Source organism: Archangium gephyra, assembly GCF_042230915.1.
Lineage (GTDB): Bacteria > Myxococcota > Myxococcia > Myxococcales > Myxococcaceae > Archangium > Archangium gephyra_B.
Map to the genome: position 1 here is coordinate 615,265 of NZ_CP102578.1, position 25,755 is coordinate 641,019.

Genomic DNA, 25,755 nt, shown 5'->3' on the forward strand with positions numbered 1-25,755 from the left:
CGGGCGGCCGTCCGTTTGGTGGGGTCCACCGAACCGTGCGAGTCTCATGGGCGACCATGTCGGCTGCGGAGCTCCCGGAAACGGAGCGGGGAAGGATCGGTCCCTACCGCCTCCTGGGGAAGTTGAGCTCGGGGGGAATGGGGGTCGTGTACCGCGCGCGCCTCGGCGAGACGGGGGAGCTGGTCGCCCTCAAGACGGTGCGGGTGCCCGAGGCGCCCATGTTGCGCGGCATCCGCCGGGAGATTCACGCGCTGCGCCGCATCCAGCACCCGGGCGTGGTGCGCGTGGTCGCCGAGGGCGTGCAGGACGGGCTGCCCTGGTACGCCATGGAGCTCATCGAGGGGCTCACCCTCCGGCGCTACATCGACTCGCTGTGGAAGCGGGACCCGCGTACCACGACGGACGTCATCACCCAGGTGGTCTCCTCGCCCGAGAACGCGGGGGCCCCGGCCGCCTCGAGCATCTCGTTCCGCTCCTTCGGGCCGCCTCCGCCGGAGCAGCGGCGCGACGCCGCCCAGGCGCGGCTGGACGAGGTGCTCACCCTGTCGCGCCGCCTGTGCTCCGCGCTGGCCTTCCTGCATGGCGAGGGCATCGTTCACAGGGACCTCAAGCCGGAGAACATCGTCATCCGCCCGGACGGCACGCCGGTGCTGGTGGACTTCGGGCTGGCCTCCGCCTTCGGTGGGCCGCTGGGCCGCGAGTCGCTGGACGTCTCCGGCAGCCTGGAGGGGTCCTACGTCTACATGGCCCCCGAGCAGATCAAGGGCGGGCTGGTGGATGCGAGGGCGGACCTCTACGCGTTGGGCTGCATCCTGTACGAGCTGGTGGTGGGGCAGCCGCCCTTTGCCGGCTCGGGCTGGGATGTGCTGCGGCGCCACCTGCAGGAGCAGCCCCACCCGCTCTCCGCCTGGGTGCACGGCGTACCGCCGGACCTGGACGCGCTGGCTCAGCGCATGCTGGCGAAGGTGCCGCGCGAGCGCATCGGCTACGCGGCGGACGTGAGCGCCGCGCTCGCCGGGCTCGGCGCGGAGGAGCTGCCCCGGCCGCCTCGGGGTTCCCCACGGCCGTACCTCTACCGGCCGGAGTTCGTGGGACGGCAGCGGCTGCTCACGGAGCTGGAGCAGCGGCTGGCGCTGGCCCGGGAGGGCACCGGCGGGTGCCTGCTGATCGGCGGCGAGAGCGGCGCGGGCAAGACGCGCGTGGTGATGGAGTGCGCGGTGTCGGCCAGCCGGACGGCCTTCCGCGTCGTCACCGGCGGCTGCCAGCCACTCTCCGGCGGTGGCACGGGCGAGCAGCTGTACGGAGAGCCGCTGCATGCCTTCAAGCCGCTGCTGCAGGCCATCGCCGACGAGTGCCGGCACCTCGGGCTGGAGGAGACGGAGCGGCTGCTGGGCGAGCGTGGACAGGTGCTGGCCCGCTACGAGCCCGCGCTGGCGGATCTGCCCGGACAGGACTCCTGGCCCGAGCCTCCGCGGCTTCCCCCGCAGGGCGCGCGGGAGCGGGTCATGCGCTGCCTGGCCGAGACGCTCGCCGCCTTCTGCGAGAAGGAGCCCATGCTGCTCGTCATCGACGACCTGCAGTGGGCCGACGAGCTGTCGCTGGGCGTGCTGGACTACCTGCAGTCCGGGTTCCTCGGCGAGTCGCACGTGCTGGTGGTGGGCACCTACCGCAGCGAGGAGCTGGACGCGGCGCTGCGGCTGTTGCTGGCCGCGCCGGGCGTGACGCACCGGGCGCTGGGGCAGCTGGACGAGTCGATGGTGGCGCGGATGGTGGAGGACATGCTGGCGCTGCCCTCGGCGCCGGACTCCTTCGTGCGCTTCCTCGCCACGCGCTCGGCGGGCAACCCCTTCTTCGTGGCCGAGTACCTGCGCACGGCCATCGACGAGCGGCTGCTCTTCCGGGATGTCTTCGGCCGGTGGCAGGTGGCCGCGGGGGGCGACACCCTGGATCGGCTGCACGAGGAGCTGCCGCTGCCCGGGGTGCTGCACGATCTGGTGGGCCGGCGGCTGGAGGGCGTGAGCCCGGAGGCGCGCGGCGTGCTGGAGATGGCGGCGGTGCTGGGCCGCGAGCTGGACGCGGACGTGCTGGCGGCGGCCGCCGGGCTGGGGGATGTGCAGGAGCTGGAGGTGCTGGAGGAGCTGCGCGCGCGGCACGTGCTGGAGGACGCGGGCGGCGGGCGGCTGCGCTTCGTCCACGACAAGCTGCGGGAGATCGCCTACGAGGGCATCCTCCCCGGGCGGCGCGGTCCCCTGCATCGCGCGGCGGCCATGGCCCTGGAAGCGCACCACGCGGAGGAGGGCGTGCCCCCGGCGCTCTACCCCGTGCTGGCGCACCACTTCGAACTCGCCCAGGACGACGTGTGGACGTTCGAGTACCTGGAGAAGGCGGGGACGCACGCGCTGCAGTCGGGAGCGTACCTGGAGGCCTCGGGCTACCTGCGCCGGGCGCTGGAGCTGGAGGTGCGGCGCGGGCACGACACGGGCGTGCGGGTGGATGGGAGCCGGCGCGCGCGCTGGGAGCGGCTGCTGGCCGAGGCCATGCACGGCCTGTCGGACTTCGAGGCCTGCATCACGCACGGCCAGCGGGCGCTGGCGGAGCTGGGCCGGCCGCTGCCGGAGGCCGGGGGCGGGGTGGTCCGTTTCATCCTGGCGCAGGTGGTGCGGCAGCTGCTGCACCTGATGCTGCCGCGGCGGTGGGTGCGCGAGGAGGACCGGCTGACGCGCGCGTCGCTGAAGGACTCGGCGCTCGCGGCGATGCGGCTGGCCGAGTGCTACTACTGGCGCTATGAGCCGCTGCGCATGGTGGCCACCGCGCTGCTGTCGGCGAACCTGGCCGAGCGCTCGGGCCGCGACGCGGAGCTGCCGCGGGTGTACGGGCAGCTGGGCTCCATCGCCGGCATGGGACGGCTCCACCCGCTGGCGCGCGTCTACTTCCGCCGCGCCCAGGGCGAGGGCCAGCTGGTGGACGACCCGAGCGCCACGGCCTTCGGCTTCATCGCCGAGTCCATGTACCACTCGTGCTTCGCGCGCTGGGAGCTGGCCGCGGCCAAGGCGGGCGAGGCGAAGCGGGTGTTGCTGCGGCTGGGGGACAAGGGCGAGCTGGAGCTGGCCGAGGTGTTGCTGGGGAACGTGGACCACTACACGGGCCACTTCGAGGAGGCGGCGGCACGCTTCGCCAGCATCCGCGAGTCCGCCCGGAAGCGGGGCCACTTCCAGCACGAGGTGTGGAGCACGCACACCACGGCGCGCAGCCTGCTGGTGCTCGGCCGGCTGGACGAGGCGATGCCGCTGTTGCGCGAGGCGAGCGGGATGCTGAAGGGCAGGCATGATCCGCTCTCGCACCTCCTCTGCGGCGGGCTGCTGGCGCTGGCGTACCTGCAGCGCGAGGAGTGGGAGCGGGCGCGCGACGAGGCCGACAAGCTGACGGAGCTGGCGCGGCGCTACCAGCCGATGCTGTACACGGAGATCCACGGCTACGAGGGCGCGGCGCGGGTGTACCTGGCGCTGTGGGAGCGGGAGCGGGTGCCCGGGCGGCCGCCCCCGCCGGTGGCCGAGGATGCGCGGCGGGCATGCGCGCGGCTGTCGGCCTTCGCGGTGCGCTTCCCTCTGGCCCGGGCGGTGGCGCTGCGCTGCACGGGGCGGATGCACTGGCTGCTGGGCCGCGAGTGGCGGGCGCGCTCGGCGTGGAAGCGCAGCGCGCGGCTGGCCCGGGAGATGGGCATGCCCTACGAGGAGGCGATGGCGTGGCTGGAGCTGGCGCGCGCCTCGGCGCCGGGGAGCCCCGAGCGCGAGGAGTCCGCGCGGCAGGCGGTGGAGGGCTTCACCCGGCTGCGCTGTGCCGGGCACCTGCGCGAGGCCGAGGCACTGAACATCCCCTCTCCCCTCGGGAGAGGGACGGGGTGAGGGTGTCGGGTGCACCCGGGTTGAACCCCCTGTCCCCACTGGGGGCCACGGGTTGAAGAACGGGCCCGGGTACCCTCACCCTGACCCTCTCCCGGAGGGAGAGGGAACATCCTCACAGCCCAGGCCACAAAGGCGTTGTGGTGCGCAGGCCTCCGTCCTGCTCGCGCAGCAGCGCCACCAGCCGGCCGCGCTGCATCGCGCGCACGGGGGCCTCGGGGTCCGGGAAGCCCTCGGGCAGGCGCCAGTCCGGGGGCCTCATTTCCCCGAGGGGGATGGAGCGCCCGTGCTTGAGGTCGTTCACCTCGTCGCCCGCGATGGCCCGCGAGGGGCACCAGGGCAGCACCTGGGGACCGTGCAGCCAGACGCGCCCTCCCGGGCCCGGGTCCTCCCAGGGGCCGATAGCGGTGCGGTGCAACCGGGAGAGGTGGGCGCCACAACCGAGCGCCCGGCCGAGGTCCCGGGCGAGTGCCCGCACGTAGTAGCCACCACGGCAGGTGATGCGCAGGCGGCTGCTGCGGGGTAGCTCATGCGAGAGCCAGCGGGCCTCGTGCAGGTAGACGCGCGAGGGGGGCAGCTCCACGGCCTCGCCCCGGTGCGCCTTCTTGTACGCGGGCTCGCCCCCTACCTTCTTGGCACTGGTGGCGGGTGGCACCTGCTCCCTCCAACCGAGGAAGGGGACGAGCGCGGCGTCCAGAATATTGTCCGACAGGCCACGCGTATCACCTTCACGGACGATCTGACCGAGCAGGTCTCCGTTGTCTGTCTCCACGCCCCAGATGACCTCGGCCTCGTACGTCTTCGGCACGGCGTGCAGCAGGTCCATCAGGTGCGTGGCGGGGCCCGCGAGCAGGAGCAGCAGGCCCTCGGCGAAGGGGTCGAGCGTCCCGCCGTGACAGACGGGAAGTTGTTTGCGCGTGAGGCCCGCGGCTTCCACGTCGCCCATGAAGGTGTGCACCAGGGAGAAGCTGGTGGTGCCTACCGGTTTGTGGGCCAGATAGATGCCGGGCTTCATGCGGTGGGATTCCTCGGAAGTTCAGCGCGGATGTTGCGCATGCATACCTTTATTTCCGGGGACAACACGATGGCGGACATGGGGCGGGACAGGACGGAGGGGCCGCTGGGAGAGGTGTGGTGGCGCGCCCTCCTTCTCTTCTGGGCCTTCTGCGGGCTGAAGGCCCTCAGCGCTCTCTTTGTCTTCGGGCTCCTGGAGAGCGCCTCCGTGTGGCTGCCCGGCGGGTTGACGCTCGCCGTCTTCCTGCGCGCTTCCCCGCGCCGCTGGCCCGTGTACCTGGCCGCCGTCTTCTCCGCGGAATTCGTCGGGGTGCTCGTCCATGGCAACCCCTGGGACATGGCCCTCCTCTGGGGGCTGGGCAACTGTCTGAGGACGGTCGTCGGAGCGGGGCTGATGCGGCGCTGGCTGGACGGGCCGGTGACGTTCTCCCGGCCCCGGGACGTGGGCGCGCTGCTCCTCGCCGGAGGCCTGCTCAGCCCCCTGCCCAGTGCCACGCTGGGCGTGGGGGCGGTGGCGCTCTTCGGCTCGGCGCCCCTGGGCCTCGAGGCCTTCTGGCGGGGTTGGCTGAGCTGGTACCTCGCCGATGGGTTGGGGACGGTGCTGTTCGCTCCCCTGCTGCTCACCTGGGGGGCCCGGCGGTCCGTGCCCTGGCGCCCGCTGGAGGACGTGGAGCTGGTGGGGACGATGCTGCTGCTGGCGCTCGTGGCCCATGTCTCCTTCGGCCTCCCCGAGCCCCGCGGCATCCTCATGTCGCTGCCCTACCTGTGCCTGCCCTTCGTCCTCTGGTCGGCGCTGCGGCTGGGGCCTCGGGGCGCGGCCACCGCCGCCATGGTGCTGGGGACGATCGCCGTCTGGCACACCGCCGCCCTGCGCGGGCCCTTCGGGACGATGGAGGCCACGCTCCCCGAGCGCGTCATCTCCGTGCAGCTCTTCCTCGCGGTGGCGGGCCTGTCCACGCTCATCCTGGCCGCCGTGGCGAGTGATCGCCGCCAGGTGGAGCGGGAGCAGCGGCTGCTGGCGGAGGCCGGGGCCGTGCTCGCCGAGTCGCTCGAGCCCCGGGAGACGCTGCCGCGCGTGGCCCGGCTGCTCGCGCCGGAGTTCGTCTCCGGTTATGCCGTGTGGCTGGCGGACGAGGACGGGCGGCTCGTCCCGGCGGCGCGGCTGGGGCTGCCCGAGGAGGCCGAGGGGCGGCTGCGCGAGGAGCTCCGCCGGATGTCCGAGGCCTGCCGGCGCCACCTGGGTCCGGAGGGCGCCTCGGTCCTGGCGCGCATCCAGCACCACGGCCGTCTGCTGGGAGGCATGGCGCTGGTGCGGGAAGGACACACCCACCTGGCCCGCTCGCGGGCGATGGCCTTCGCCGAGGACCTGGCCCACCACTGCGCGCTCGCGCTGGAGAACGCGCGTCTGCTCGGGCAGTTCCAATCCGCCGTCCACGTGCGCGACGAGTTCATCACCGTGGCGGCCCACGAGCTGCGCACCCCGCTCACCGCGCTCAAGCTGCAGCTGCAGAGCCTGCAGCGGCCGTTGCGGCAGGGCGCCTCCTGCGAGTCGCTCCTCACGCGCTTCCAGGCGGTGTCCCGGCAGGTGGGGCGGCTGGGGCGGCTGGTGGAGGGCCTGCTGGACGTGGGGCGCCTCAACACCGGCCGGCTGCCCCTGGAGCGCGAGCCGATGGAGCTGGGCGAGCTGGTGCACGACGTGGTGGAGCGCTTCTCCGAGGAGCTGGGGCGCGCTGGCTGCGAGGTGCGCCTGTCCCTCCAGCCGCACGTCACCGGCCTGTGGGACCGGACAAGGCTGGAGGAGGCCCTCACCCACCTGCTGAGCAATGCCCTGAAGTTCGGCGCGGGCCGGCCCATCGGGCTCCGGGTGGAGCAGTGGGGCTGCACGGCCCGGCTCGTCGTGGAGGACCAGGGCATCGGCGTCTCCCCGGAGGCGCTGGAGCGCATCTTCGGCCGCTTCGAGCGGGCGGTGCCCTCGCAGGAGTATGGCGGCCTGGGGCTCGGCCTCTTCCTCACCCGGCAGATCATCGAGGCCCATGGGGGCTCCATCCACGCCACCAGCCAGCCGGGCGAGGGCGCCACCTTCGTCCTGGAGCTGCCCGCCTCCTCCCGGGCCACCTACATGCCCAGGCCCTCCCCCGAGTCCTGGCCCCAGGCCCCTACCGACTCCCACCCGACGTGAAGGGGAGGGGACAAGGCGCCTACCTGCCAGCTCCCCCAGCTGTCATCCAACCGACCGATGTACGGAAATGTTTCCGCCTGCAACTGGATGGCATACAATCTGGTGACGAGCTGTAACCGTGCGATCTTGCTGGGGCGTCGTCTAAAGGCAGGACGTCAGACTTTGAATCTGATCATCAAGGTTCGAATCCTTGCGCCCCAGCCACCCTTCTTCTCTCGAGGACGGTGGACCGATGCCGCAGCCGCAGAAGGTGCTCCTGCTGGTCCCCCTGGGTAGCCCTACCCCGGTGCTCCTGAAGGAGTTGGAGGGCCCCCTGTCCCTGCAGCTCGGCCTCGCCTCGGTGGTGAGCAAGGCGTCGTTGCCGGCTCCCGCCTACGCGTTCAACAAGGACCGGGGCCAGTACCACTGCAACGCCATCATGCGCCGGCTGGTGGGGCTGCTGGAGCCGGGGCAGTCCATGGTGCTGGGCGTCACGGACGTGGACCTCTTCGTGCCGGACTCGCCGTACGTGCTGGGCGAGGCGGACCGGGAGTCCAAGAGCGCGGTGCTGAGCCTGGCCCGGCTGCGCCAGGGCGCCGATGGCGAGCAGGTGCGGCGCCGGCTGCAGGTGGAGGCCGTGCACCAGGCGGGCCACCTGCTGGGGCTCTCCTACTGCGAGGACGCCCGGTGCGTGATGTTCTTCGCCCAGACGCCGCAGGACTGCGACCGCAAGCAGCAGTCGCTGTGTAACAACTGCCGCAACGAGCTGAACAAGCTCAACCGCTAGCCGCGCCGGCCGTCCGCGCGCGTCCGCCTCCCACTCGTGTTTGAATGCCGCGCCCGCATGGACGTCTCCATGCGCGGGGCCGGAAGGAACAGGAGCACGAGCGTATGAAGCTGTTGCGGATTCTCGGGTTGGCGGCGGTGGTGGGGCTGTCGGGGTGTGAGCTCGATGGCTTCGACCCGGATGGCGGTGGCGGTGGCGGTGCGGGAGGCACCTTCAGCAGCGGCTTCGTCTTCGTGCGCAACGGCACCGCCGGCCGCAACGTGTACGCGGTGGACAACGCGGGGGACCCCAACTCCCCGCTGCAGCTGACCAACCAGGGCGGGGCGTACTACCCCACGGTGTCGCGCAACGGCCGGCTGGTGGCCTACGTGTACCGCTCGGGCACCACGTGGGAGCTGCGCACGGTGCCCACCACGGGCACGGGCCAGCCCTCCACGGTGTTCGCCAACACGAGCACCTCGTGCTCGGGCTGCGGCAACTTCCGCTTCCCCACCTTCAACCCCAGCGCCAGCACCATCGTCTTCACCGTGGACCAGGGGGGCACCTCGAAGCTGGCCCGGGTGAACACGGACGGCAGCGGCTTCCAGTTCCTGCTCAGCGGCAGCTCCTACGTCTACGGCGCGGCCTCCTTCTATCCGGATGGGCAGTACGTGCTCGCCGCGGGCGGCTACTCCTCCAGCCAGCTCAACATCCTCCTGAAGGTGGGTGTGGCCACCGGTTCCGAGGATGTCATCTCCTTCAACCTGGGCAACACCGCGCAGGTGGTGATGACGCGCCCCGTGGTGTCGCCGGACGGCACGAAGGTGGCCTTCGATGGGCGCACCAGCAATGGTTCGCAGATCTTCGTGGGGGACCTGAGCCAGACGCTCGCCAGCGTGAGGCAGGTGACGTCGCACACGGGTGAGTTCGGCGTGCAGGACACCTGGCCGAGCTGGCGCGGCAACACCGAGCTGACCTTCCTGTCCGACTCGGGCGGTAACGACAACATCTACCGCATCAGCATCGCCTCCACGGGCGCGGGCACCCTGGTGGTCCCGGGCGCCCTGGAGCCCTCCTACGGCGGTTAGCCGTCCGTTGGCGCGGGCGGCCGATATGCCGGCGCACGGAGGCACGTTCCCCCTGTATCTTCCGGCAGGGGGGACGTCTCCGTGCGCATCAAGGCCTTCACCGTCTGTCTGGCGCTGGGAATCGGCGGGGCGCTGTCCGGCTGTGCCACCGTGCGGCAGCAGCCCGCCTTCGAGCAGATGTACGAGTACACCTACGCGCGCCCGCTGGAGGAGGTCTGGCCCGAGGTGCGCACGTTCCTCTCCGAGCAGGGCTACCCGCTCCAGGAGAGCCCCGGGCAGTACGTGATGATCTCCGACTGGGTGAGCGCGCTCGGCGACAACCGGGTGGCCAGTGCCGGCGAGCGCATCTTCGTGCGCGGGGTGCAGCTCAACCGGGCCAACACCCAGGTGCTCATCTACCACCAGACGCGGATGACGGGCCTCAAGGGCCAGCCCTCCTTTCGCGAGCGCAACAACGCCTCCTCCCTCATGGTCCTCACCGCCGACGAGGTCAATCCGCTCGATGGCTCCGTGGGCGCCGGCTACGACATGGGCACGCCCCGGGGCCAGAACCGCGTCTTCACCCGGGACGTGGCGCTGGAGTGGAAGCTGCTGAAGTGGCTGGAGCCCCAGGAGGCCCAGCGCCTCGAGGCGCTCGCCGCCGAGCCCTGATGCCCGTGGCGATATGGGGCGCGCGGGCGCGGCGTTCTCCTCCGTGAAACCTCGAGGAGGAGACCGAGTTGAAGACCCTGGGAAGAGCCGCCATCCGCCTCATGCTGGGCACCTCGCTGGCGCTGTCCGGCTGCGCCACCGTGAAGCAGCAGGCCGCCGTCGAGCGGATGTCCGAGTACGCCTATCCGCGCCCGCTGGAGGAGATCTGGCCCGAGGTGCGCACGTTCGTCGCCGAGCAGGGCTACCCGCCCCTGGAGAGCCCCGGGCAGTACGTGATGATCTCCGACTGGGTGACCTCGTTCGGCGAGAACCGCTCGGCCAGCAGCGCCGAGCGCATCTACGTGCGCGGCGTGCCGCTCAACCGAGCCAACAGCGAGGTGCGCATCTTCCGCGAGTCGCACATGACGGGGAACAAGGGACGCCTCACCCAGCGGGAGCGGACCAACGGCTCCTCCCTGATGATCCTCACCGCGGATGACGAGAACCCGATGGACTACGATCCCGTCCTCCTCACCCATCAACTCCACGACAAGACGGGCGCGGGCGGCGGGACGCCCGCCAAGGGCGTCAACCGCGTCTTCACCCGGGACCTGGAGCTGGAGCTGAAGCTGTTGCGGCGCCTCGACCCGGAGCAGGCCCGGCAGCTCGAGGCGCCCGCGGCTCAGTGAGACGCCGCCGTGAAGGACACCGCTGGCGGTGAGGCCGTCAGCGGGCCCACGTAGAAGATGCCATCGAAGCCTTCGTGCTTGAACGCCGGGGTGAGCTCCACGAAGGCGCGGGGCCCCCGGTAGACGTTCTTGTCATTGCCGCGGGCCGCCGGAGGCACGGCGGGTGTCACACCGCAGGAGAGCTTCTGCCCCTCGCCCAGGGTGCAGTTCCACGCGCTGCCCTTGCCGTAGCGGATGTCCAGCGAGCGCACCGGCTGCTTCGCCCGCAGCAGGTGCCAGCCCATGGGCGTGAAGGTCTCGTCCCACTCGGTGCCGCGCACGGTGCGCGCGTTGACGTTGCCGCCCAGCAGCACGAAGTTGCTCTTCGGCGCCGCCTTGCGCACCTCCAGCACCCGCTTCGCCATGTGTGCCGCGCGCTCGCTGCCCTGGCCCGGCGCGTCGTAGGCGAACACCGACACGTTCAGCCCCTGCGTGCGCAGCACGCGCAGCCCCTCCACCAGTGCCACCATCGCCTCGCTCCCGCGTCCGTCCTGGTGCGGCCGGCGCCAGAAGGCCCCCTCCGTGAGCGAGGCGCGCGCCTGCTTGCCTCCGTCGGTCTTCAGGTAGCGCCGCAGTGCCCGCTGCTCCTCGCGCGGCACCTCCAGCCCCACCACCACCGGCACCCCCGCGCTCGCCACGTGGCAGCCCACCGTCCGCACGAACGCCGGCACCTCCTTCGTGCCGTGCAGCTCGCCCAGCAGCAGCACCCCTCCCAGGGACAGCACCTCGTCCATGCCCGCCACCCCGGCGCCGCAGCGCTTCACGGCCTCCGCCGACGGCGTCTTCATGGCCGCCGTGAAGGCCGCCTCCTCGATGGTGGGCTCGGGCGCCGCCGTCTCCCGCGCATCGTCGTCCTCGGGCTCCGCGGGGGAGGGCGGGGACTCGGCGGAAGGGGGTTCGGCCGGGGGGGGAGACGGCTCCGAGGCCAGGGCACTCGGTGCTCCCAACGTGAGGGCCGCGAGCGCCACGGTCCGGCACAGCGAGGGGAGCGGGATGCGCGGGAAGAGGTTCAGGCTCATACCCGGGATGAACGAAGGCCCGAGGACCCTCATATCGGGTCTCCGGGCCTCCGGGCTCAACCTGGGATTCTCGATACCCTCACCCCGTCCCTCTCCCGGGGGGAGAGGGGTTGTCGCGCGGGGTTGTCGCGCGGGGTTGTCGCGCGGGTGGGGTTCTTGCTACTCGGGCTTGGCGTTCACCACGGCGCTCGGCGCCACCGTGCCCGCGCCCGTCTTCATCTCCAGCGCGTCCGCCACCAGCTCGGTGATGTCCTTCACCTTGATGCGCTCCTCGCGGCCCGTGTCGTTCACCGCGTCATTCAGCATCGTCGAGCAGAACGGACACGCCACCGCGACGATGCCCTTGCCTCCCGGCTCCTTGTACTCGCCCACCAGGCCCGGCTTCTTCTTGTCCGTCGCGTCCGGGAACGGCGTGCTCGGGTCCTCCGCGTGCTTGAGCGTCAGCGCCGCCTCGTTCAACCGGTTGTGGTTGATGCGCGTGCCGATGTGCTCCTCCATCCACATCCGCCCGCCACCCGCGCCGCAGCAGAAGCCTTCGCGCTGGCTGCGCTGCATCTCCACCACCTCGAGCCCCGGAATCGCCTTCAGCACCTCGCGCGGCGCGTCGTACACCCCGTTGTGCCGGCCCAGGTAGCACGGGTCGTGGTACGTCAGCTTCTGGTTCATCACCGCGGAGAGCTTGATGCGCTTCTCCTTCAGCAGCTCGTTGATGAGCTGCGTGTGGTTGATGACCTTGTACTCGCCGCCGAACTCCGGGTACTCGTTCTTGATGGTGTTGAAGCAGTGCGGGCACTGGGTGATGACCGCCTTCACGCCCATCGAGTTCCACGTCTCGACGTTCGTCTTCGCCATCGTCTGGTACAGGTACTCGTTGCCCAGCCGGCGCGCCGTGTCCCCGTTGCACATCTCCTGCTTGGACAGCGTCGCGAAGCTCACCCCCGCCTCGCGCAGGATCTTCACCAGCGCCCGGCTCACCTTCTTCTGCTTGTCGTCGTAGCTGCCCGCGCAGCCCACGAAGAAGAGGTACTCGTACGGGCCGCCTCCATCACCCCACGTGGGCAGCGCCAGGTCCTCCGCCCACTCGTCGCGCCGGTCCTGGCCCAGGCCCCAGGGGTTGCCCTGGCGCTCGATGCCCTCGAACACGCGCTGGATTTCCGCCGGGAACTCCGCCTTCACCTGCACCTGGTAGCGGCGCATGTCGATGAGCCGCGGCACGTTCTCGATGAACACCGGGCACGCCGTCTCGCACCATCCGCAGCTCGTGCACGCCCACACCGTCTCCGCTTTCAGCGCGCTCCCGATGATCTCCGGCAGCGCCTCCACCGTGCCCGACGGGCCCCGGCCCTCCTCCACCCACATCTCGTGCTCCCAGATCCAATGCTTCAGGTCCTGGTTCACGCCCTTGTGGGTGAGCGGCTTGCCCGTGATGTACGTGGGGCAGTGCGTCTGGCAGCGGCCGCACTCGGTACAGGAGTACAGGTCCAGGCCCTGCTTCCAGGTGAGGTCCTTCACCGTCGCGGTGCCGAACTCCTCCTTCTCCAGGTTGGGCGTGGGCAGCTTCGCGCTCTGCGTGTTGCGCTGGCCCTGGCCCAGGCGGAGGAAGAAGACGTTGAACAGGCCGGTGATGACGTGGAAGTGCTTGCCCAGGGGCAGGAAGTTGAGGAACGCCAGGATGATGGTGAGGTGGATCCAGAAGCCCGCCACGCCCAGCGCGTGCGCCACGGGGTAGCCCAGCGGCTTCATCGCCATGCCGAACACGCTGGTGACCGGCTCCCACCACACGAAGTTGCTCGTGGCCAGCGGCATCGTCTGCTCACGGGGCACCATGTGGCTGCCGCCGAAGAGGAACTCCGTCACCATCAGCCCCGAGATGAAGCCGAGGATGAGGAAGGCCTCCCACGAGGGGCTCATGCGGTCCGGCTTCACGCTGGCGCGCATGTAGACGAAGTAGGCCGAGCCCAGCAGCGCTCCGGCCGCCACCACGTCCTTGACGAGCAGGTAGACGCGGTAGAGGCCGAGCAGCCCCGGGTACGCGCCCCAGAAGGGGTCCGTCAGGTCCGTGAGCACCACGAGGGCCGTCTCGGAGAAGCCCATCACGAACATCATGATGGTGCGCAGCGCCAGCACCATGAACGCCGCGAAGATGAAGACGTGCATGAGGCCCGGGGTGAACTCCTCCCGGTCCACCATGCGCTTCTGCCCCAGCCCGAAGCTCAGCAGCGCGGCGGCTCGCTGGGGGAGGTTGTCCAACCGGTTCTCCGGCTTCATCGCCACCAGGACGCCGATGCGCCCGGCCATGGTCATGACGAAGACGGAGACGCCGACGGCGAGGAGGAGGCCTGTAATGATGGGACTCATGGCGGTGCGGTTGAACCTCGCGAAGGGACGCGCGTGTAACTGAGCAACCCTAACAAGGTTGATTCTCGAATCAAGCACCTGTCCGGGGGGGGCGCCGCAGTGTTTCTACTCGGGCCGAAGCCTGCACGTACCTCAGGCGGGTCAACGTTGACAGCCCAACGTGCTTCCCACTCGGTGCCCGCTCCACCGCACCCATGGCCGGTAGCCTCCCAGCGAGTGAGGCCCTTGCAGGGGCCGAGGGGGGGACATTCCATGAGAAGACTTCGAGGAAGCGTGGGCTGCCTGGCCGTGGTGCTGGCGGCGATGAGCGGTTGTGCGGACCCGGGCCAGGAGGCCCCGGAGACGGGGCCGGTGGCGCCGGTGCAGCGGAGCGCGCACCTGGTGGGGACGCCCGGGCTGGTGAGCGACCTCCAGCCCACCCCGCCGCCGGACCGGACGCACAGTTATCCCCGGAACTTCGTGGTGATGGGCACGACGCGCTTCTTCACCGCGAGCGACCCGATGCACGGCAGGGAGCTGTGGAAGAGCGACGGGACGCCCGCGGGCACCGTGCTGGTGGCGGACATCACCCCGGGACGCGAGGACTCCTCCTTCTCCGATTTCACGCTCGCCCATGGCGTGCTCTACTTCGTCGTGGATGGCTTCGGCGCCGACGAACGGCTGTGGCGCAGCGATGGAACGGCCGAGGGCACCCGGCCTGTCTTCACCGACCCCACCTCCCCGCTGATTGTCTCGGACGCCGTGGCCTTCAAGGGCACGCTCTACCTCGTCGCGTCCAGCGATTTCGGCCGGAGCTATCACCTGTGGACGAGTGACGGGACGCGCGAAGGCACCACTGTCGTGAAGACCTTCCTCCCGGGACGGGCGCCCTGGGGGCTGTCCCGCATGGGGGAGAGGCTCTTCTTCACCGCGGATGACGGCGTGCACGGCAGCGAGCCCTGGGTGAGTGATGGGACGGCCGCGGGCACCGTGATGCTGAAGGACCTCGCTCCGGGGTCCGCGAGCAGCTCGCTCCGGTCGTTCGCCGTGGCGGGGAGCGTGTTCTACTTCACCCTCGGGGTGTCCTTCTCCGGGACGCAGCTGTGGAAGAGCGATGGAACGTCCGAGGGGACCGTGCCCCTCACCAATGTCCCCGGGGAGCCCATCGCCGTCCCGGACGGCCCCAGGCTCATGGACCTGCACTGGCTGATGTTCTCGGGCGGGACGCTCTTCTTCTCGGCGAAGGATGGCCTGGCCGGACAGGAGCTGTGGAAGAGCGATGGCACGCCCGCGGGCACCGTGCGGGTGAAGGACATCCATCCCACGGGAGATGCCTACCCCCAGTCCCCGCGCGACGCCAACGGGGTCCTCGTGTTCGAGGCCCGGGAGCCCGGCACCGGGAGGGAACTGTGGAGGAGTGATGGGACGGCCGAGGGCACCGTCCGCCTCACCGACCTCCGGCCGGGCGAGGCCGATTCCGTGTCGGGCCCGTTCGCCGTGGCCGGCTCGCGCGTGTACTTCTTCACGGATCCCAGCACGAGCCCTTACGAGCTGTGGACGAGCGACGGCACCCCGGCGGGGGCGCGCAGGGTGCGGAGCTTCACGCGGACGAGCGCCTCGCTCTACGACTCACTCGGCTTCGCGGATGGCTCCCTGCTCTTCGTGGCGAGTGATGACGTGAGAGGCGACGAGCCGTGGATGACGGACGGGACCCCCGAGGGCACCGTCCTGCTGCGGGACATCCACCGGGGCGCGCATGGCAGCAGTCCCCAGAACATGATGGACCTGGGCGGCGGGCGCCTCCTCTTCGCGCTCTCCGTCTCCGGCCGCCAGGAGCTGTGGTCGAGCGATGGCACGGAGGCGGGCACCCGGCGGGTCCTGGCGGGACTGTCGGCCCTCGGCACCCAGAGCTGGCGCATGGGCGGCGTGCGGTACTTCGCCGCGTCCACGACGGACTGGTACGCCAACACGCTGTGGCGGAGCGATGGGACGCCGGAGGGCACCTTCGCCCTCCAGGACTTCCCCTCGGGCCTGGGTGCCATCACGGCCGAGCGGGCGGGACGCATCTTCTTCTCTGCGGCCACGCCCACCGAGGGCATGGAGCTGTGGGCGAGCGACGGCACGCGCGAGGGCACGGTGCGGGTGAAGGACATCCGCCCGGGCTCGGCGTCGTCCTCTCCCCGGGGACTCTTCAACGTGGGCGGGACGCTCTACTTCACGGCGGATGACGGCGTGCACGGCGCCGAGCTGTGGAAGACGGATGGGACCGTGGAGGGCACGGTGCTGGTGACGGACCTCGTCCCGGGCTCCATGGGCGCCAACCCGATGGACATGGAGAACCTGAACGGGACGCTCGTCTTCATCGCCAGCGAGTTCACCGACCTCGGTGGGGGCTACCCGTGGGAGAAGAAGGTGCTGTGGCGGCTGGGGCCGGACGGGCAGCCGCGGAAGATCTCCTTCCCCGCGCCCGCGCCCGGAGTGGGCGTGGGAGAGCCGGCGCGGCTGAGGGTCGTCAACGGCACGCTGCTCGTCTTCGTCGACCCATTCGTGTCCCAGTTGTGGGTGTATGACGGGACGTCCGAGCACGCGACCCTGCTCTCCGGGCCGGGCCTCCTGCCCCTCTTTCCCCTCGTGGACCTGGTGGCCGCGGGCAGGGTGCTCTACTTCCTGGCCCGCGGTGGCCCGGGGGGCGTGGAGCTGTGGCGCTCGGATGGCACGGTCGCGGGCACGTCCAGGGTGAAGGAGGTGAGCCAGACCTGGAAGGATGGGGAGGTCTCCCCGTCCTCCCTGCTGGGGCTCGCGGACCGGGGCCAGGTGCTGCTGCGCTCCTGGGTGGTCACCACCGGCGTGGAGATGTGGACCTCGGATGGGTCCGAGGCGGGGACCTCCCTGGTCGCGGACCTCGCGCCGGGGCCCTCGGGAAGTGATCCGCGTTCGTTCACGCGCAGCGGGGACAGCGTGTTCTTCAGCGCCGACGACGGGGTGCACGGCGCCGAGCTGTGGCGTCTGCCGCTGCCCCCGGTGGCGCCCGACACCACGCCGCCCGTCGTGGTGTGTCCGGCGGGATTGTCGGCCGAGCCCACCTCGAGCGCGGGCGCCATCGTCTCCTGGCTGGGGGTCCGGGTCTCCGATGATGTCACCGCGTCCATTCCCCTGACGTACAGCCACGTGCCGGGCAGCACGTTCCCGCTCGGGAAGACGGTGGTGACGGTGACGGCGAGGGACGAGGCGGGCAACGCGGCCTCCTGCACCTTCGACGTCTGGGTGCGCGACGCCAGCGTGCCCGCGGTGGTGTGCCCGGCGGACGTGACCACGGAGGCCACCAGCCCCGAGGGCGCCCCGGTCACCTTCGCGGAGGCCACGGCGGGTGAGGCCGCGGTGACGTACAGCCACGCTCGGGGCGGCACCTTCCCGGTGGGGGAGACGGTGGTGACGGCAACGGCGAAGGACGCGGACGGGAACACCGGCACGTGCACCTTCCACGTCACGGTGAAGCCCGGGGGCACCGAGAACGAGGACGAGGACGAGGGGGGCTCCGGCTGCACGGCGGCGGGAGGCTCTCCCGCGGGGCTGCTGGGGTTGTTGCTCCTGCTCGCCTGGCCGTCCCTCGGCCGGGCCCGGACGCGCCGGGGGGGACGCCGGGGCCCGCCCGGGGGCTCCGAGGGGGTTCCTCGGGCGGGCCTCCACAACCTGCTGTGTAAAATCAAGCAGGCGTGCACTACGAGACGTGGCCGGCTGCTTTGAAGCCCAAGGGCTTTACAAGGCGGCCGACGATGCCCAACCTGGACGGTAAATCGGTCAACGACGTTTCGAGGGGCACCACATGGGGTGGGCTCCAGGAGACCGAGCGGGGGGCGCCCGTGTAGGGCGGCGAGCCAGTCGGCCGGCGACCTGAAGCAGCACGGAGAAGCGCCCAGGAGGAGCCATGGTGCACGACGACACGACGTACCTGGACGACGAGGGGCTGGCCTACGTGGTTCCGGGCGGCGAGGACGATGAGTCGGGAACCATCATGCCGGTACGGGTCACCACCGGCGGACGGTTGTGGGGAGCCGACGACGCCTACGGCGGGTACGACGCCGAGTAGTGCCACGGCCCCCGCGTCCACGGGACAAGACGCGGGGGCGCGAGTGTGACGCGGAGGGACGCGTCTCCCTGTCGAGCCGGTGCCTGGCACCCGTTCCGGGGATGGAATCCGCAGCTCCGTGTATCGTCCACCCCTCGTGGGTTCTCCAAGCGAATCGAGCGCAGGTGAAGCGGCACCGCCCGGGCGTCCCGAGGAGGAGCTCGCGGGCTTCGATCGGCTGCTGCCCGCGCTGAAGGCGGCGTACCAGCGCCAGCGCGGCAAGGCGTGGACGGCCGGGGAGCTCGGGGAGCTGTCGGGCCTGCCGGAGGTGGAGGTGGCCCGCACGCTGGAGCTGTTCGCCGCGGAGCTGGAGCTCGCGGAGGCGCTCTTCGGGGAGCACGCGGGCCTCGTCGACGCTATCCAGCTCTCGCCGGTCGTGCTGGAGACGGAGCCCTTCTCGGCCGTGCGCGCGCGGCTCGAGGCGCAGGGCCCGCTGGAGTCACCTGTCCGCCTCACGCGGCTGGGCGTGGACGGGTACCGGGTGCTCGAGGGCCTCGACGCGCGGCTCGGCGCCCTCACCGTGCTCACGGGGGAGCCGGGCTCGGGCAAGTCCTCGCTGCTGGACTGCCTGGCGTTGCTCGCCTTCGCGGTGGAGCACCCGCTGCCTCCGGGCATGGACGCGCGCGGCGTGGGCCCGCGGCTGTTCCGTGCCGGAGGGCCCGAGCGCCTCCACCTGTCCCTGCACGTCACCAGCGGCTCCGGCCGCGCCTTCCGGTACACGGTGGGCCTGGGCGGGCCCGAGCGCGCCCCCCGCGTCACCTCGGAGCGCTTCGCCTCCGTGCGGACGGACGCGAGCGGCCAGGAGTCGGAGGCGTTCACGTTCTTGGATTTCGAGAATGGCCGGGGGACGGTCCGCACGGTGAGCTGGGCGTCTGCCCGGCCCCGCGTGCGGGTGGCGCCCCATGCACTGCCTCCGGACGTGCTCGCGCTGCGCGGGGAGCTGGAGCCCGCTCTGCGCTCCGCCACCAGCTTCCGCGCGTTCGTCTCCGGCTGGCGCTTCTACCCGGGCTTCGACGTCTCGCGCGGCGCGGTGCTCCGGCGGCCCGTGCCCTCGGAGCCCGAGCCCCTGCTGGCGCCCGATGGCTCCAACCTGAGCGCCGTGCTCTTCCACCTGATGGTGGAGGACCCGGCGCGCTGGCGCGAGCTGGAGGCCACCCTGCGCGCGGCCCATCCCTCCTTCGACTCGCTCTCGGTGAAGCCCCGGGGCGGGCCCGGCACCGTGCTCGGCGTGTGGCGCGAGGCCGGCGTGCGGGACGAGCTGACGCTGGCGGACCTCTCGGACGGGACGCTGCGCCTGCTGTGCCTCGCGGCGCTGTGCCTGTCGCCTCGGAAGCCGGCGCTGGTGGGGCTCGACGGGCCCGAGCTGGGGCTGCACCCGCGCGTGCTGCCGGTGCTCGCGGGGCTGCTCCGGCGTTCTTCCACCGAGGCCCAGCTGCTCGTGGCCACGCAGTCGCCCGGGCTCCTGGCGGGGCTGCCGCCCGAGGTGGTGCTCCGGATGGAGAAGGGCGTGGAGCCCGGCGGGGGGCCGGGTGGGGTGGATGGGACCCGCTCGTAGGGGGTTTCGCGGAGCGTCCGGGTCCTGCATTCCGGGAGCGTGTCCGCAAGTCCCGCGGACGAGCATCCGGAATGTGGCCGCCTTCGGGTTGCGGCCGTGGGGGCCAGTGGGGCGATACTGAGGGGACGCGGTCGCGGGGCGCATGCCGGTGCCTCGCACGGAGGATGAAGCGATGAAGCTGACGGCCTGGGCGGTCGAGCGCGATGGTGAGCGCGGCCGGGATGTACATCTGCTCGTCACCGTGGAGGCCGAGTCGGACGCGCCGCGTGCACCCGTGGCGATGAACCTGGTGCTGGACCGCAGCGCGTCCATGCGGGGCGCGCCCCTGGCCGCCGCCATCGAGGCCGCGCAGTTGCTCGTCGAGCGCGCGGGGCCCAAGGACTACCTGGGGCTGCTGGCCTTCGACGGGGTGCCGGAGCAGCTCGTGCCGCTGCGGCTGATGGACGCCGAGGCGCGCGCGGAGCTCGCCGGGAGCCTCTCGGGGTTGCAGGCCGGCGAGGGCACGGCGCTGCACGAGGCGGTGGAGTCCGGAGCGGCGGCGGTGCGCCGGCTATTCATCCCCGGGGCGAGGCCGAAGATGCTGATGCTCACGGACGGCGAGCCGTCGGTGGGCCCGCGCTCGCTGGCGGACTTCCGCACGCTGGGCGCCAGGGTGGCCGAGTCGGGAATTACGCTGCACGCGCTGGGGCTGGGGCGGCACTACCTGCCGGAGATTCTCGAGGCGCTGACGGGCCCCTCGGGCACGGGCTTCACCCACGTGGACGACGCCGAGGGACTGCCGGTGGCGGCCGCGGCGCTGGTGGCCGAGCTGTTCGGCGAGGTGGGGACGGACGCGCGCCTGTACGTGAAGCCCATGGGCTTCACCGAGCTGTTGTGCCGCCACCGCTACCCGGCGCGGGTGGAGGGGGACGCGCTGAGCGCGGGGCTGGGGTCGCTCTCGCACGCCTTCGCGCGGCGGGCGCTGTTCACGGGGCGGCTGGAGCTGGCGGACTGGTCGCTCGGGGTGACGACGACGTGGACGGAGAATGGGGACACGCGGCGGGTGTCGGTGCCGGTGCAGCGCGTGTTGCCCGACAGCCCCGAGGGCCGCTTCATCCGCGCGGTGGGCGTGGAGCTGGACCTGGTGGCGGCCGAGTCGGCGGCGTGGAAGTCGCTGGTGCGGCGCAATCCGATTGCCGCCGAGCAGTCGCTGAAGGTGGCGGAGGAGGCGCTGCGCGAGCTGGTGCGGCTGGCGGTGGAGGCGGTGCCGGCCAGGCGCCACGTGGAGCGGCTGGCGGACCTGAAGCTCGCGGTGGAGCGGCGCGCGGGCGAGCTGCCGGCGCTGGTGGTGCGCCGGGCCCGGGCTGCCGACGCGCACACCGGCCTGAGCATCATCCAGCCCGCCCTGCCCATCCGGAAGGCGGGAAACTGAGCGGTTACCCGGAGTGTCCGCTCCGCTCAATGCATCCCGAGTTCGCGATCCCAGTCATATAGCTGTCCAATCAGATCCGCAGTGCACGCACCGGAAACCCGATCGAATGCACGTGGGTTGAGCATTGCGAGGCGCTCGCGTTGGAATATGGGATCGGCCAACACATTCCGGTGCTTCAAACTGCGTGAAGAGGTGAGGGCCCGGGGCATGTTCCGGAGGATGGCCTCGATGCAGTCCTCCCGCGTCGCGTGTGCCATGCGAGCGGCTGCGGTCTCCAGGCGTGAGAGCGTCGAGGTCCCTCCCTCCGGACACCACGCTTCCATGGCCCAGCCGCAGGCGGCCACCATCAGTTCCTCCAAGGTGTGTTCCGTCCCCGGGTTCTTGAAGAGGTAGCGCACGGACTGGAGCGGCTCCCAGAAACGTAGCACCGCCTGGAGGCGTACCGCCGTGCGCTCCGCGCTCTCCGGGCTGGAGGGGTCAATGGCGAAGTACAGCGCGCCCCAAGCGGTTTCACGGAAGAACGCCTCGTAGGCATCCCTCGCGGGAATCGCGTTCTGCCCAGCCAGGGCCTCGTACAAGCTGTTCTTGACGTTGGAGACCATATACAGCCGCCAGGCCGGGCGCTCGCGTTGAAAGTCAATCACCTCGTGCGCCACGACCACCTCGCCTGGGGGCACCTCCCGCATCTGCTGGGGGACGGGAAAGGTGCCGTCCCGCAGATACTGCTCGCCGCACTGCATGCCCTCTTTCGCCGTCTTCTGATGCACCAAGGGGAAGGTGCCATGCAGGAAGGACGGCAATTGCAGCGAAGAAGACTTTCCGGATGCCATGAGGAAGTCGTACCAAAGCGGGTCATCACCGGGGAAGGGACATGCCCGCGGCTGCGGGCACCCGGGCTGCGGGCGCCGTGGGCGACGGCCTCGTGGGGAAGGGGATGACTTGTCCACCTCCTTGGGATGGGGGCTGCTGGGTTCCGGGACTCGAACCCATCCGGCCGAAAATCGCACCCGAGAAGAACCCCGTCGCGACGTTGCCAGCGACCTCGATGACGACACCTACGGCTCCGCTGAAGGTGGCGAGTGCCTCTCGTCGGCGGACCATCCCCTCCACGGCCTGAGCTACCCATCCGCCGTACTGCCGCAACTCCTGTTCGGTGAGGTCCACCCACTGTCCGGCCTCATAGGCCGCTGCCTCCGACTCGAAGCGTTGCTGGCTGCGTGTCCACCGGTACTGGATCACCCCTGGCTCGTTGGTTCGCCACTCAAGCCGCCAGATGTATTGCCCTCTCGCGAAGCGAATCAGGACTTCTCCGTGGAAATCCGTGCCTCCCATGAAGCGCTTGCCGTCCAGAAGGGCTCGATTCAATGCTGCAAGATAGATTCGAGCCTCCTCGCGGCCATCCTGGAGGCCCTGCTCGGTCCAGGGTTTGATCTCGAAGAGGACCAGCATGGAAACATCGGTGATGTCTGGACGTAGGTTGCGCTCATCAGCGTGCAGCTGGGACGTGTCTCCGAGGTTCCCATCCGCGAGGAGATTCTGGATTGTCTTCGTGTTGTAGAAGATACGGTTGTCCGGGTGGTTGACGCCGTACATGAAGGCAACCAGCCGGTGCGCGGCGTTGCCAAGGAAGAGCTCATAAGGTACCTGCGAATCCGGCTTCCGGCCGGGGACGTTGTAGCCCCGCACCGCCGGGTTGGACGACTCTCCAGCCGGTGGCGGCCCGTCGCTCATGGCCAACAGGAACTGCGGCGGAGCGGGCACGGATGCCGGGCTGCGCAGTGGTGCCCCCGTGCTCCATGCATGCGGCGCCTGCGTGACGGGAGTTGTGGCACAGCCAGCGAGTACCCACGAAAGCAGCAGGGCCACCCAACACCGCGCGGCCCGAGACTTGGACGGACGACAGACTCCGGTGTTCATGGACACCTCCCGCTTCGCTCACCTGGACGGACGCGAAGTCAGGAAGCAGTAGAGGCCAGCGGCCGTGAGAGAACCATGTCCTCCCAGGTGAGGTGGCGCTCTCGGGTGGTTCAGCGGAGCGGAAACCGCTCGCGCACGGGACCGCGGTGCCACTCCGCGGCGGTGAGGCGGAAGAGGACGTGCGGCAGGTCCGCGTGGGTGATGTCCCGCTCGTAGCGCATGCCCACCTTCTCCATCACGCGCCGCGAGGCGCTGTTGGTGGTCAGCGTGAAGGCCACCACGTCCTCCAGGCCGAGCCGCTCGAGGCCCACCTCCAGCGAGGCCGCGGCCATCTCCGTGGCGAGCCCCTGCCCCCAGGACTCGAAGCGCAGCGCGTAGAGCAGCTCGCGCTCCGCGTGGCCCTCCACCTCGGCGTGCCGGAGACCGCAGCGGCCGATGAGCCGTCCGTCGGCCGGGTCGCGGAACATCCAGACGCCGAAGCCGTACCGCGCCCAATGCTCCAGGGCCACGTCGAAGTCCCGCCGGAGGCGTGCCTCGGAGCGTGGCCCTCCCAGCGTGGCCGCGACCCGGGGGTCCTGGAGGAGTTGGCACCATTCCGGGAAGTCCTCCGGACGCGGCCGCTCGGCGAGCATTCGAGCGGTATGGAAGGTGTCCACCCTCATCACCTGTAACTCAAGGGCCGAGGCCCACGTATCACCCCTATCCCCGGGGAGGGCCGCCCGGGAATGCCTGCCCGCCTGGAGGGTTGGTGGGAACCAATCCACGGGCATCTGGCTGGCGGATGGCGGGCCGGTGGGTTAACGGGAGGCGCATGACGCAGCAGCGGGTACGACGTTCGAGCTGGGGGGGACTTCTCTTCACCGCGGTGCTGGGGCTGTGCCTCGGCGCGGGTGGGGCCCGGGCACAGTTGCCCTCCACGGCGGTGGCCAGTGGCGCGCCGGACGAGGGCAATGATCGGGTGGAAGCCGCCCTCTTGACGGACGTGGCCCAGGTGAAGGCGGGAGACGCCTTCCGCGTGGGCGTGCGCTTCCGCATGGACCCGGGCTGGCACATCTACTGGAAGAACCCGGGCGAGTCGGGGCTGGCCTCCGAGGTGACGTGGGACACGCCGGGCACCACCGTGGGCGCGCTGCAGTGGCCCGCGCCGTCCACCTTCCGCACCTCGGACGGCTACATCACCACCTACGGCTACGCGGACGAGGTGCTCCTCTTCGCCGAGGCCCGTGCCTCCGAGAAGGCCGAGGGCTCGCTGCAGCTGTCGGCCGCGGCGGACGTGCTGGTGTGCGAGGTGCACTGCCTGCCCGCGCAGCTCATGCTCACCCGCAACCTGCCCGTGGGCCCCGAGACGCGGCCGGACGCGGCGCACGAGCCCGGTTTCGACGCGGCCCGCGCGCGCGTGCCCGTGCCGCCCGAGCGCTCCGGCCACGCGGTGACGCTCGCGCTCGACGCGAAGCCGCTCACCGCCGGCCAGCCCTTCACCGGCACGCTCACCGTGACGGGCCCCCAGGGCCAGCCGGTGCCCGAGGTGGAGAAGGACTTCTTCGTCCCCGAGCGCATCCCCGGCATCGCGCGCCTGGCGCTGTCGCCCGTGGCGGGCAGGCCCGGCACCTTCAAGCTGGAGGGCGAGGCCACTCCGGACGTGCCCGCGCAGGAGCCTCGGTTCGCGGGCGTGCTGCGCCTGGGCCCGGCCGCGGGTGCCACCGCGCTGACGCTGAGCCTGCCGCTGGCGTCCGTGGTGACCGCGCCCGCTGCGCCCGTGGCCGTGTCGAAGCCGGCCGTGGCGGCGGAGTCCTCGCTGTCGCTGGGGCTGGTGCTGCTCTTCGCCTTCCTCGGGGGCGCGCTGCTCAACCTCATGCCGTGCGTCTTCCCGGTGCTGGCCCTCAAGGCGTACGGCTTCACCCGCACCGTGCACTCCGAGCGCGGCCAGGTGGGGCTGCACGCGCTGGCGTACGCGGGCGGCATCGTGGGCTCGCTGATGGTGCTGGCCGGCGTGGTGCTGGCCTTGCGCGCTGGCGGCAGCAGCGTGGGCTGGGGCTTCCAGTTCCAGGAGCCGCTCTTCGTGGCCGCGGTGGCCGCGGTGCTGGTGGCCTTCGCGCTCAACCTCTTCGGCGTCTTCAACGTGGGCACGGACGGCACCGCGCTGGTGGAGAAGGTGGACTCGAGCCACGGCTTCGCGCGCAGCGCGGGCGAGGGCGTGCTGGCGGTGGTGCTGGCCACGCCCTGCTCGGCGCCGCTGCTGGGCACCGCGGTGGGCTTCGCGCTCGCGGCGGGCCCGGTCACGGTGCTGGCCACCTTCCTCATGCTGGGCCTCGGCCTGGCGCTGCCCTTCTGCCTGCTGGTGCTGGTGCCTGGGCTGACGAAGTTCCTCCCCAAGCCGGGTGCGTGGATGGAGCGCGGCAAGCAACTGCTCGGCTTCGCGCTGCTGGGCACCACGGTGTGGCTGGCGTGGGTGATGGGCGGCCTCACGGGCGTGGACGGCATGGCGCGGCTGCTCGCCTTCCTCGCCGTGGTGGGCCTGAGCGCGTGGCTGTACGGCCTGGTGCAGGGGGCCTCGGGCGGGCGCAAGGCGGCGGGCGTGGCGGCGGTGGTGGCGGTGCTGGCGGTGGGCGGCGGCCTCTCGCTGCGCTTCGACGAGACGGGCCCGGCCGTGCGCAAGGCGTCGATGGTGGCCGAGGCGCAGCCGTGGGACGAGGCGGCGGTGGCCGCGGCGCTCAAGGCGGGGCAGCCGGTGTTCATCGACTTCACCGCGGACTGGTGCCTCACGTGCAAGTTCAACGAGCGCACGGTGCTGACGCGCGAGGAGGTGCGGGCCGCCTTCGTGCAGCACAAGGTGGCCTTCTTCGTGGCGGACTGGACGCGGCGGGACGAGCGCATCAGCGCGAAGCTGGCCGAGTTCGGCCGGGCCGGGGTGCCCATGTACCTGGTGGTGAGCCCCGCCGCGCCCGACAAGCCCGAGGTGCTCTCCGAGCTGCTCACCACCGACTCCGTCAAGGATGCCGTGCGCCGGGCGGCCGAGCGGGTGGCCGACGCGACGTAGCGCCCGCTGGCACATCCGAGCACTGGTTCAGAGCTTCTTCCGCAGTACCCCCACAAGGAGAGCAGAGCGA

17 protein-coding genes and 1 tRNA gene are annotated in these 25,755 nt (G+C 71.2%); 12 read left to right on the forward strand and 6 right to left on the reverse strand.

Going from position 1 to position 25,755, the window contains the following annotated elements:
• Positions 1-56: 56 nt before the first annotated feature.
• Positions 57-3,902: a serine/threonine-protein kinase PknK gene (locus NR798_RS02535; protein ID WP_375769783.1), complete on the forward strand. Its 3,846-nt coding sequence runs from the start codon at positions 57-59 to the stop codon at positions 3,900-3,902.
• A gap of 112 nt (positions 3,903-4,014) precedes the next feature.
• On the opposite strand, the gene truB is transcribed toward NR798_RS02535, so the two are convergent.
• Positions 4,015-4,914, reverse strand: coding sequence for a tRNA pseudouridine(55) synthase TruB (truB, locus tag NR798_RS02540; RefSeq protein ID WP_375769784.1), 900 nt, complete (start codon positions 4,912-4,914; stop codon positions 4,015-4,017).
• Positions 4,915-4,953: 39 nt separating this feature from the next.
• Here truB and NR798_RS02545 point away from each other — a divergent pair, with 39 nt between their 5' ends.
• The 6 genes from NR798_RS02545 to NR798_RS02570 all read left to right on the forward strand — a co-directional run bounded on the left by NR798_RS02545 (position 4,954) and on the right by NR798_RS02570 (position 10,244).
• Positions 4,954-7,092 (forward strand): MASE1 domain-containing protein, encoded by a 2,139-nt coding sequence (locus NR798_RS02545; protein ID WP_375769785.1) that lies wholly within the window; start codon positions 4,954-4,956, stop codon positions 7,090-7,092.
• A 130-nt stretch (positions 7,093-7,222) separates the two neighbouring features.
• Positions 7,223-7,296, forward strand: a tRNA-Gln gene (locus tag NR798_RS02550).
• Between the two features lie 28 nt (positions 7,297-7,324).
• The gene (locus NR798_RS02555; protein WP_375769786.1) at positions 7,325-7,858 is read left to right on the forward strand and encodes a non-proteolytic archaemetzincin-like protein; all 534 of its coding nucleotides are present in this window, start codon (positions 7,325-7,327) and stop codon (positions 7,856-7,858) included.
• Between the two features lie 104 nt (positions 7,859-7,962).
• The gene (locus NR798_RS02560; protein ID WP_375769787.1) at positions 7,963-8,925 is read left to right on the forward strand and encodes a hypothetical protein; all 963 of its coding nucleotides are present in this window, start codon (positions 7,963-7,965) and stop codon (positions 8,923-8,925) included.
• Between the two features lie 81 nt (positions 8,926-9,006).
• Positions 9,007-9,576, forward strand: a complete 570-nt coding sequence (locus NR798_RS02565; RefSeq protein WP_375769788.1) for a hypothetical protein — start codon at positions 9,007-9,009, stop codon at positions 9,574-9,576.
• A 68-nt stretch (positions 9,577-9,644) separates the two neighbouring features.
• Positions 9,645-10,244 (forward strand): hypothetical protein, encoded by a 600-nt coding sequence (locus tag NR798_RS02570; protein ID WP_375769789.1) that lies wholly within the window; start codon positions 9,645-9,647, stop codon positions 10,242-10,244.
• Here NR798_RS02570 and NR798_RS02575 read toward each other — a convergent pair.
• Positions 10,238-11,302, reverse strand: coding sequence for a hypothetical protein (locus tag NR798_RS02575; protein WP_375769790.1), 1,065 nt, complete (start codon positions 11,300-11,302; stop codon positions 10,238-10,240). The genes NR798_RS02570 and NR798_RS02575 overlap by 7 nt on opposite strands.
• Positions 11,303-11,461: 159 nt before the next feature.
• A complete protein-coding gene (locus NR798_RS02580; RefSeq protein ID WP_375769791.1) occupies positions 11,462-13,660 on the reverse strand; it encodes a (Fe-S)-binding protein in 2,199 nt (732 codons plus the stop codon).
• Between the two features lie 252 nt (positions 13,661-13,912).
• On the opposite strand from NR798_RS02580, the gene NR798_RS02585 reads away from it, so the two are divergent.
• The 4 genes from NR798_RS02585 (at position 13,913) to NR798_RS02600 (ending at position 20,731) form a co-directional block, all read left to right on the forward strand.
• A complete protein-coding gene (locus NR798_RS02585) occupies positions 13,913-17,383 on the forward strand; it encodes an ELWxxDGT repeat protein (protein ID WP_375769792.1) in 3,471 nt (1,156 codons plus the stop codon).
• Positions 17,384-17,564: 181 nt separating this feature from the next.
• Positions 17,565-17,726, forward strand: coding sequence for a hypothetical protein (locus tag NR798_RS02590; protein WP_169800641.1), 162 nt, complete (start codon positions 17,565-17,567; stop codon positions 17,724-17,726).
• Between the two features lie 136 nt (positions 17,727-17,862).
• On the forward strand, positions 17,863-19,320 hold the full coding sequence (locus tag NR798_RS02595) for an AAA family ATPase (RefSeq protein WP_375769793.1): 1,458 nt from the start codon (positions 17,863-17,865) through the stop codon (positions 19,318-19,320).
• 310 nt (positions 19,321-19,630) lie between these two features.
• A complete protein-coding gene (locus tag NR798_RS02600; protein ID WP_375773713.1) occupies positions 19,631-20,731 on the forward strand; it encodes a VWA domain-containing protein in 1,101 nt (366 codons plus the stop codon).
• A 26-nt stretch (positions 20,732-20,757) separates the two neighbouring features.
• Here NR798_RS02600 and NR798_RS02605 read toward each other — a convergent pair whose 3' ends face one another.
• The 3 genes from NR798_RS02605 to NR798_RS02615 all read right to left on the reverse strand — a co-directional run bounded on the left by NR798_RS02605 (position 20,758) and on the right by NR798_RS02615 (position 23,304).
• Positions 20,758-21,561: a hypothetical protein gene (locus tag NR798_RS02605; protein ID WP_375769794.1), complete on the reverse strand. Its 804-nt coding sequence runs from the start codon at positions 21,559-21,561 to the stop codon at positions 20,758-20,760.
• 25 nt (positions 21,562-21,586) lie between these two features.
• Positions 21,587-22,462: a hypothetical protein gene (locus NR798_RS02610; protein ID WP_375769795.1), complete on the reverse strand. Its 876-nt coding sequence runs from the start codon at positions 22,460-22,462 to the stop codon at positions 21,587-21,589.
• A gap of 296 nt (positions 22,463-22,758) precedes the next feature.
• Complete coding sequence (locus tag NR798_RS02615; protein ID WP_375769796.1) at positions 22,759-23,304, reverse strand: GNAT family N-acetyltransferase; 546 nt, start codon at positions 23,302-23,304, stop codon at positions 22,759-22,761.
• A 155-nt stretch (positions 23,305-23,459) separates the two neighbouring features.
• Between NR798_RS02615 and NR798_RS02620 the strand changes: the two genes are divergently transcribed.
• Positions 23,460-25,685, forward strand: a complete 2,226-nt coding sequence (locus NR798_RS02620; RefSeq protein ID WP_375769797.1) for a protein-disulfide reductase DsbD family protein — start codon at positions 23,460-23,462, stop codon at positions 25,683-25,685.
• The last annotated feature ends 70 nt before the right edge of the window (positions 25,686-25,755 follow it).

What these genes read in the sequence shown, in the direction of transcription:
- NR798_RS02535 (WP_375769783.1), top strand. Translation starts at nt 57, where the DNA reads ATGTCGGCTGCGGAGCTCCCGGAAACGGAGCGGGGAAGGATCGGTCCC.
- truB (WP_375769784.1), bottom strand. Translation starts at nt 4,914, where the DNA reads ATGAAGCCCGGCATCTATCTGGCCCACAAACCGGTAGGCACCACCAGC.
- NR798_RS02545 (WP_375769785.1), top strand. Translation starts at nt 4,954, where the DNA reads ATGCATACCTTTATTTCCGGGGACAACACGATGGCGGACATGGGGCGG.
- NR798_RS02555 (WP_375769786.1), top strand. Translation starts at nt 7,325, where the DNA reads ATGCCGCAGCCGCAGAAGGTGCTCCTGCTGGTCCCCCTGGGTAGCCCT.
- NR798_RS02560 (WP_375769787.1), top strand. Translation starts at nt 7,963, where the DNA reads ATGAAGCTGTTGCGGATTCTCGGGTTGGCGGCGGTGGTGGGGCTGTCG.
- NR798_RS02575 (WP_375769790.1), bottom strand. Translation starts at nt 11,302, where the DNA reads ATGAGCCTGAACCTCTTCCCGCGCATCCCGCTCCCCTCGCTGTGCCGG.
- NR798_RS02580 (WP_375769791.1), bottom strand. Translation starts at nt 13,660, where the DNA reads ATGAGTCCCATCATTACAGGCCTCCTCCTCGCCGTCGGCGTCTCCGTC.
- NR798_RS02585 (WP_375769792.1), top strand. Translation starts at nt 13,913, where the DNA reads ATGAGAAGACTTCGAGGAAGCGTGGGCTGCCTGGCCGTGGTGCTGGCG.
- NR798_RS02590 (WP_169800641.1), top strand. Translation starts at nt 17,565, where the DNA reads ATGGTGCACGACGACACGACGTACCTGGACGACGAGGGGCTGGCCTAC.
- NR798_RS02600 (WP_375773713.1), top strand. Translation starts at nt 19,631, where the DNA reads ATGCGGGGCGCGCCCCTGGCCGCCGCCATCGAGGCCGCGCAGTTGCTC.
- NR798_RS02605 (WP_375769794.1), bottom strand. Translation starts at nt 21,561, where the DNA reads ATGGCATCCGGAAAGTCTTCTTCGCTGCAATTGCCGTCCTTCCTGCAT.
- NR798_RS02610 (WP_375769795.1), bottom strand. Translation starts at nt 22,462, where the DNA reads ATGAGCGACGGGCCGCCACCGGCTGGAGAGTCGTCCAACCCGGCGGTG.
- NR798_RS02620 (WP_375769797.1), top strand. Translation starts at nt 23,460, where the DNA reads ATGACGCAGCAGCGGGTACGACGTTCGAGCTGGGGGGGACTTCTCTTC.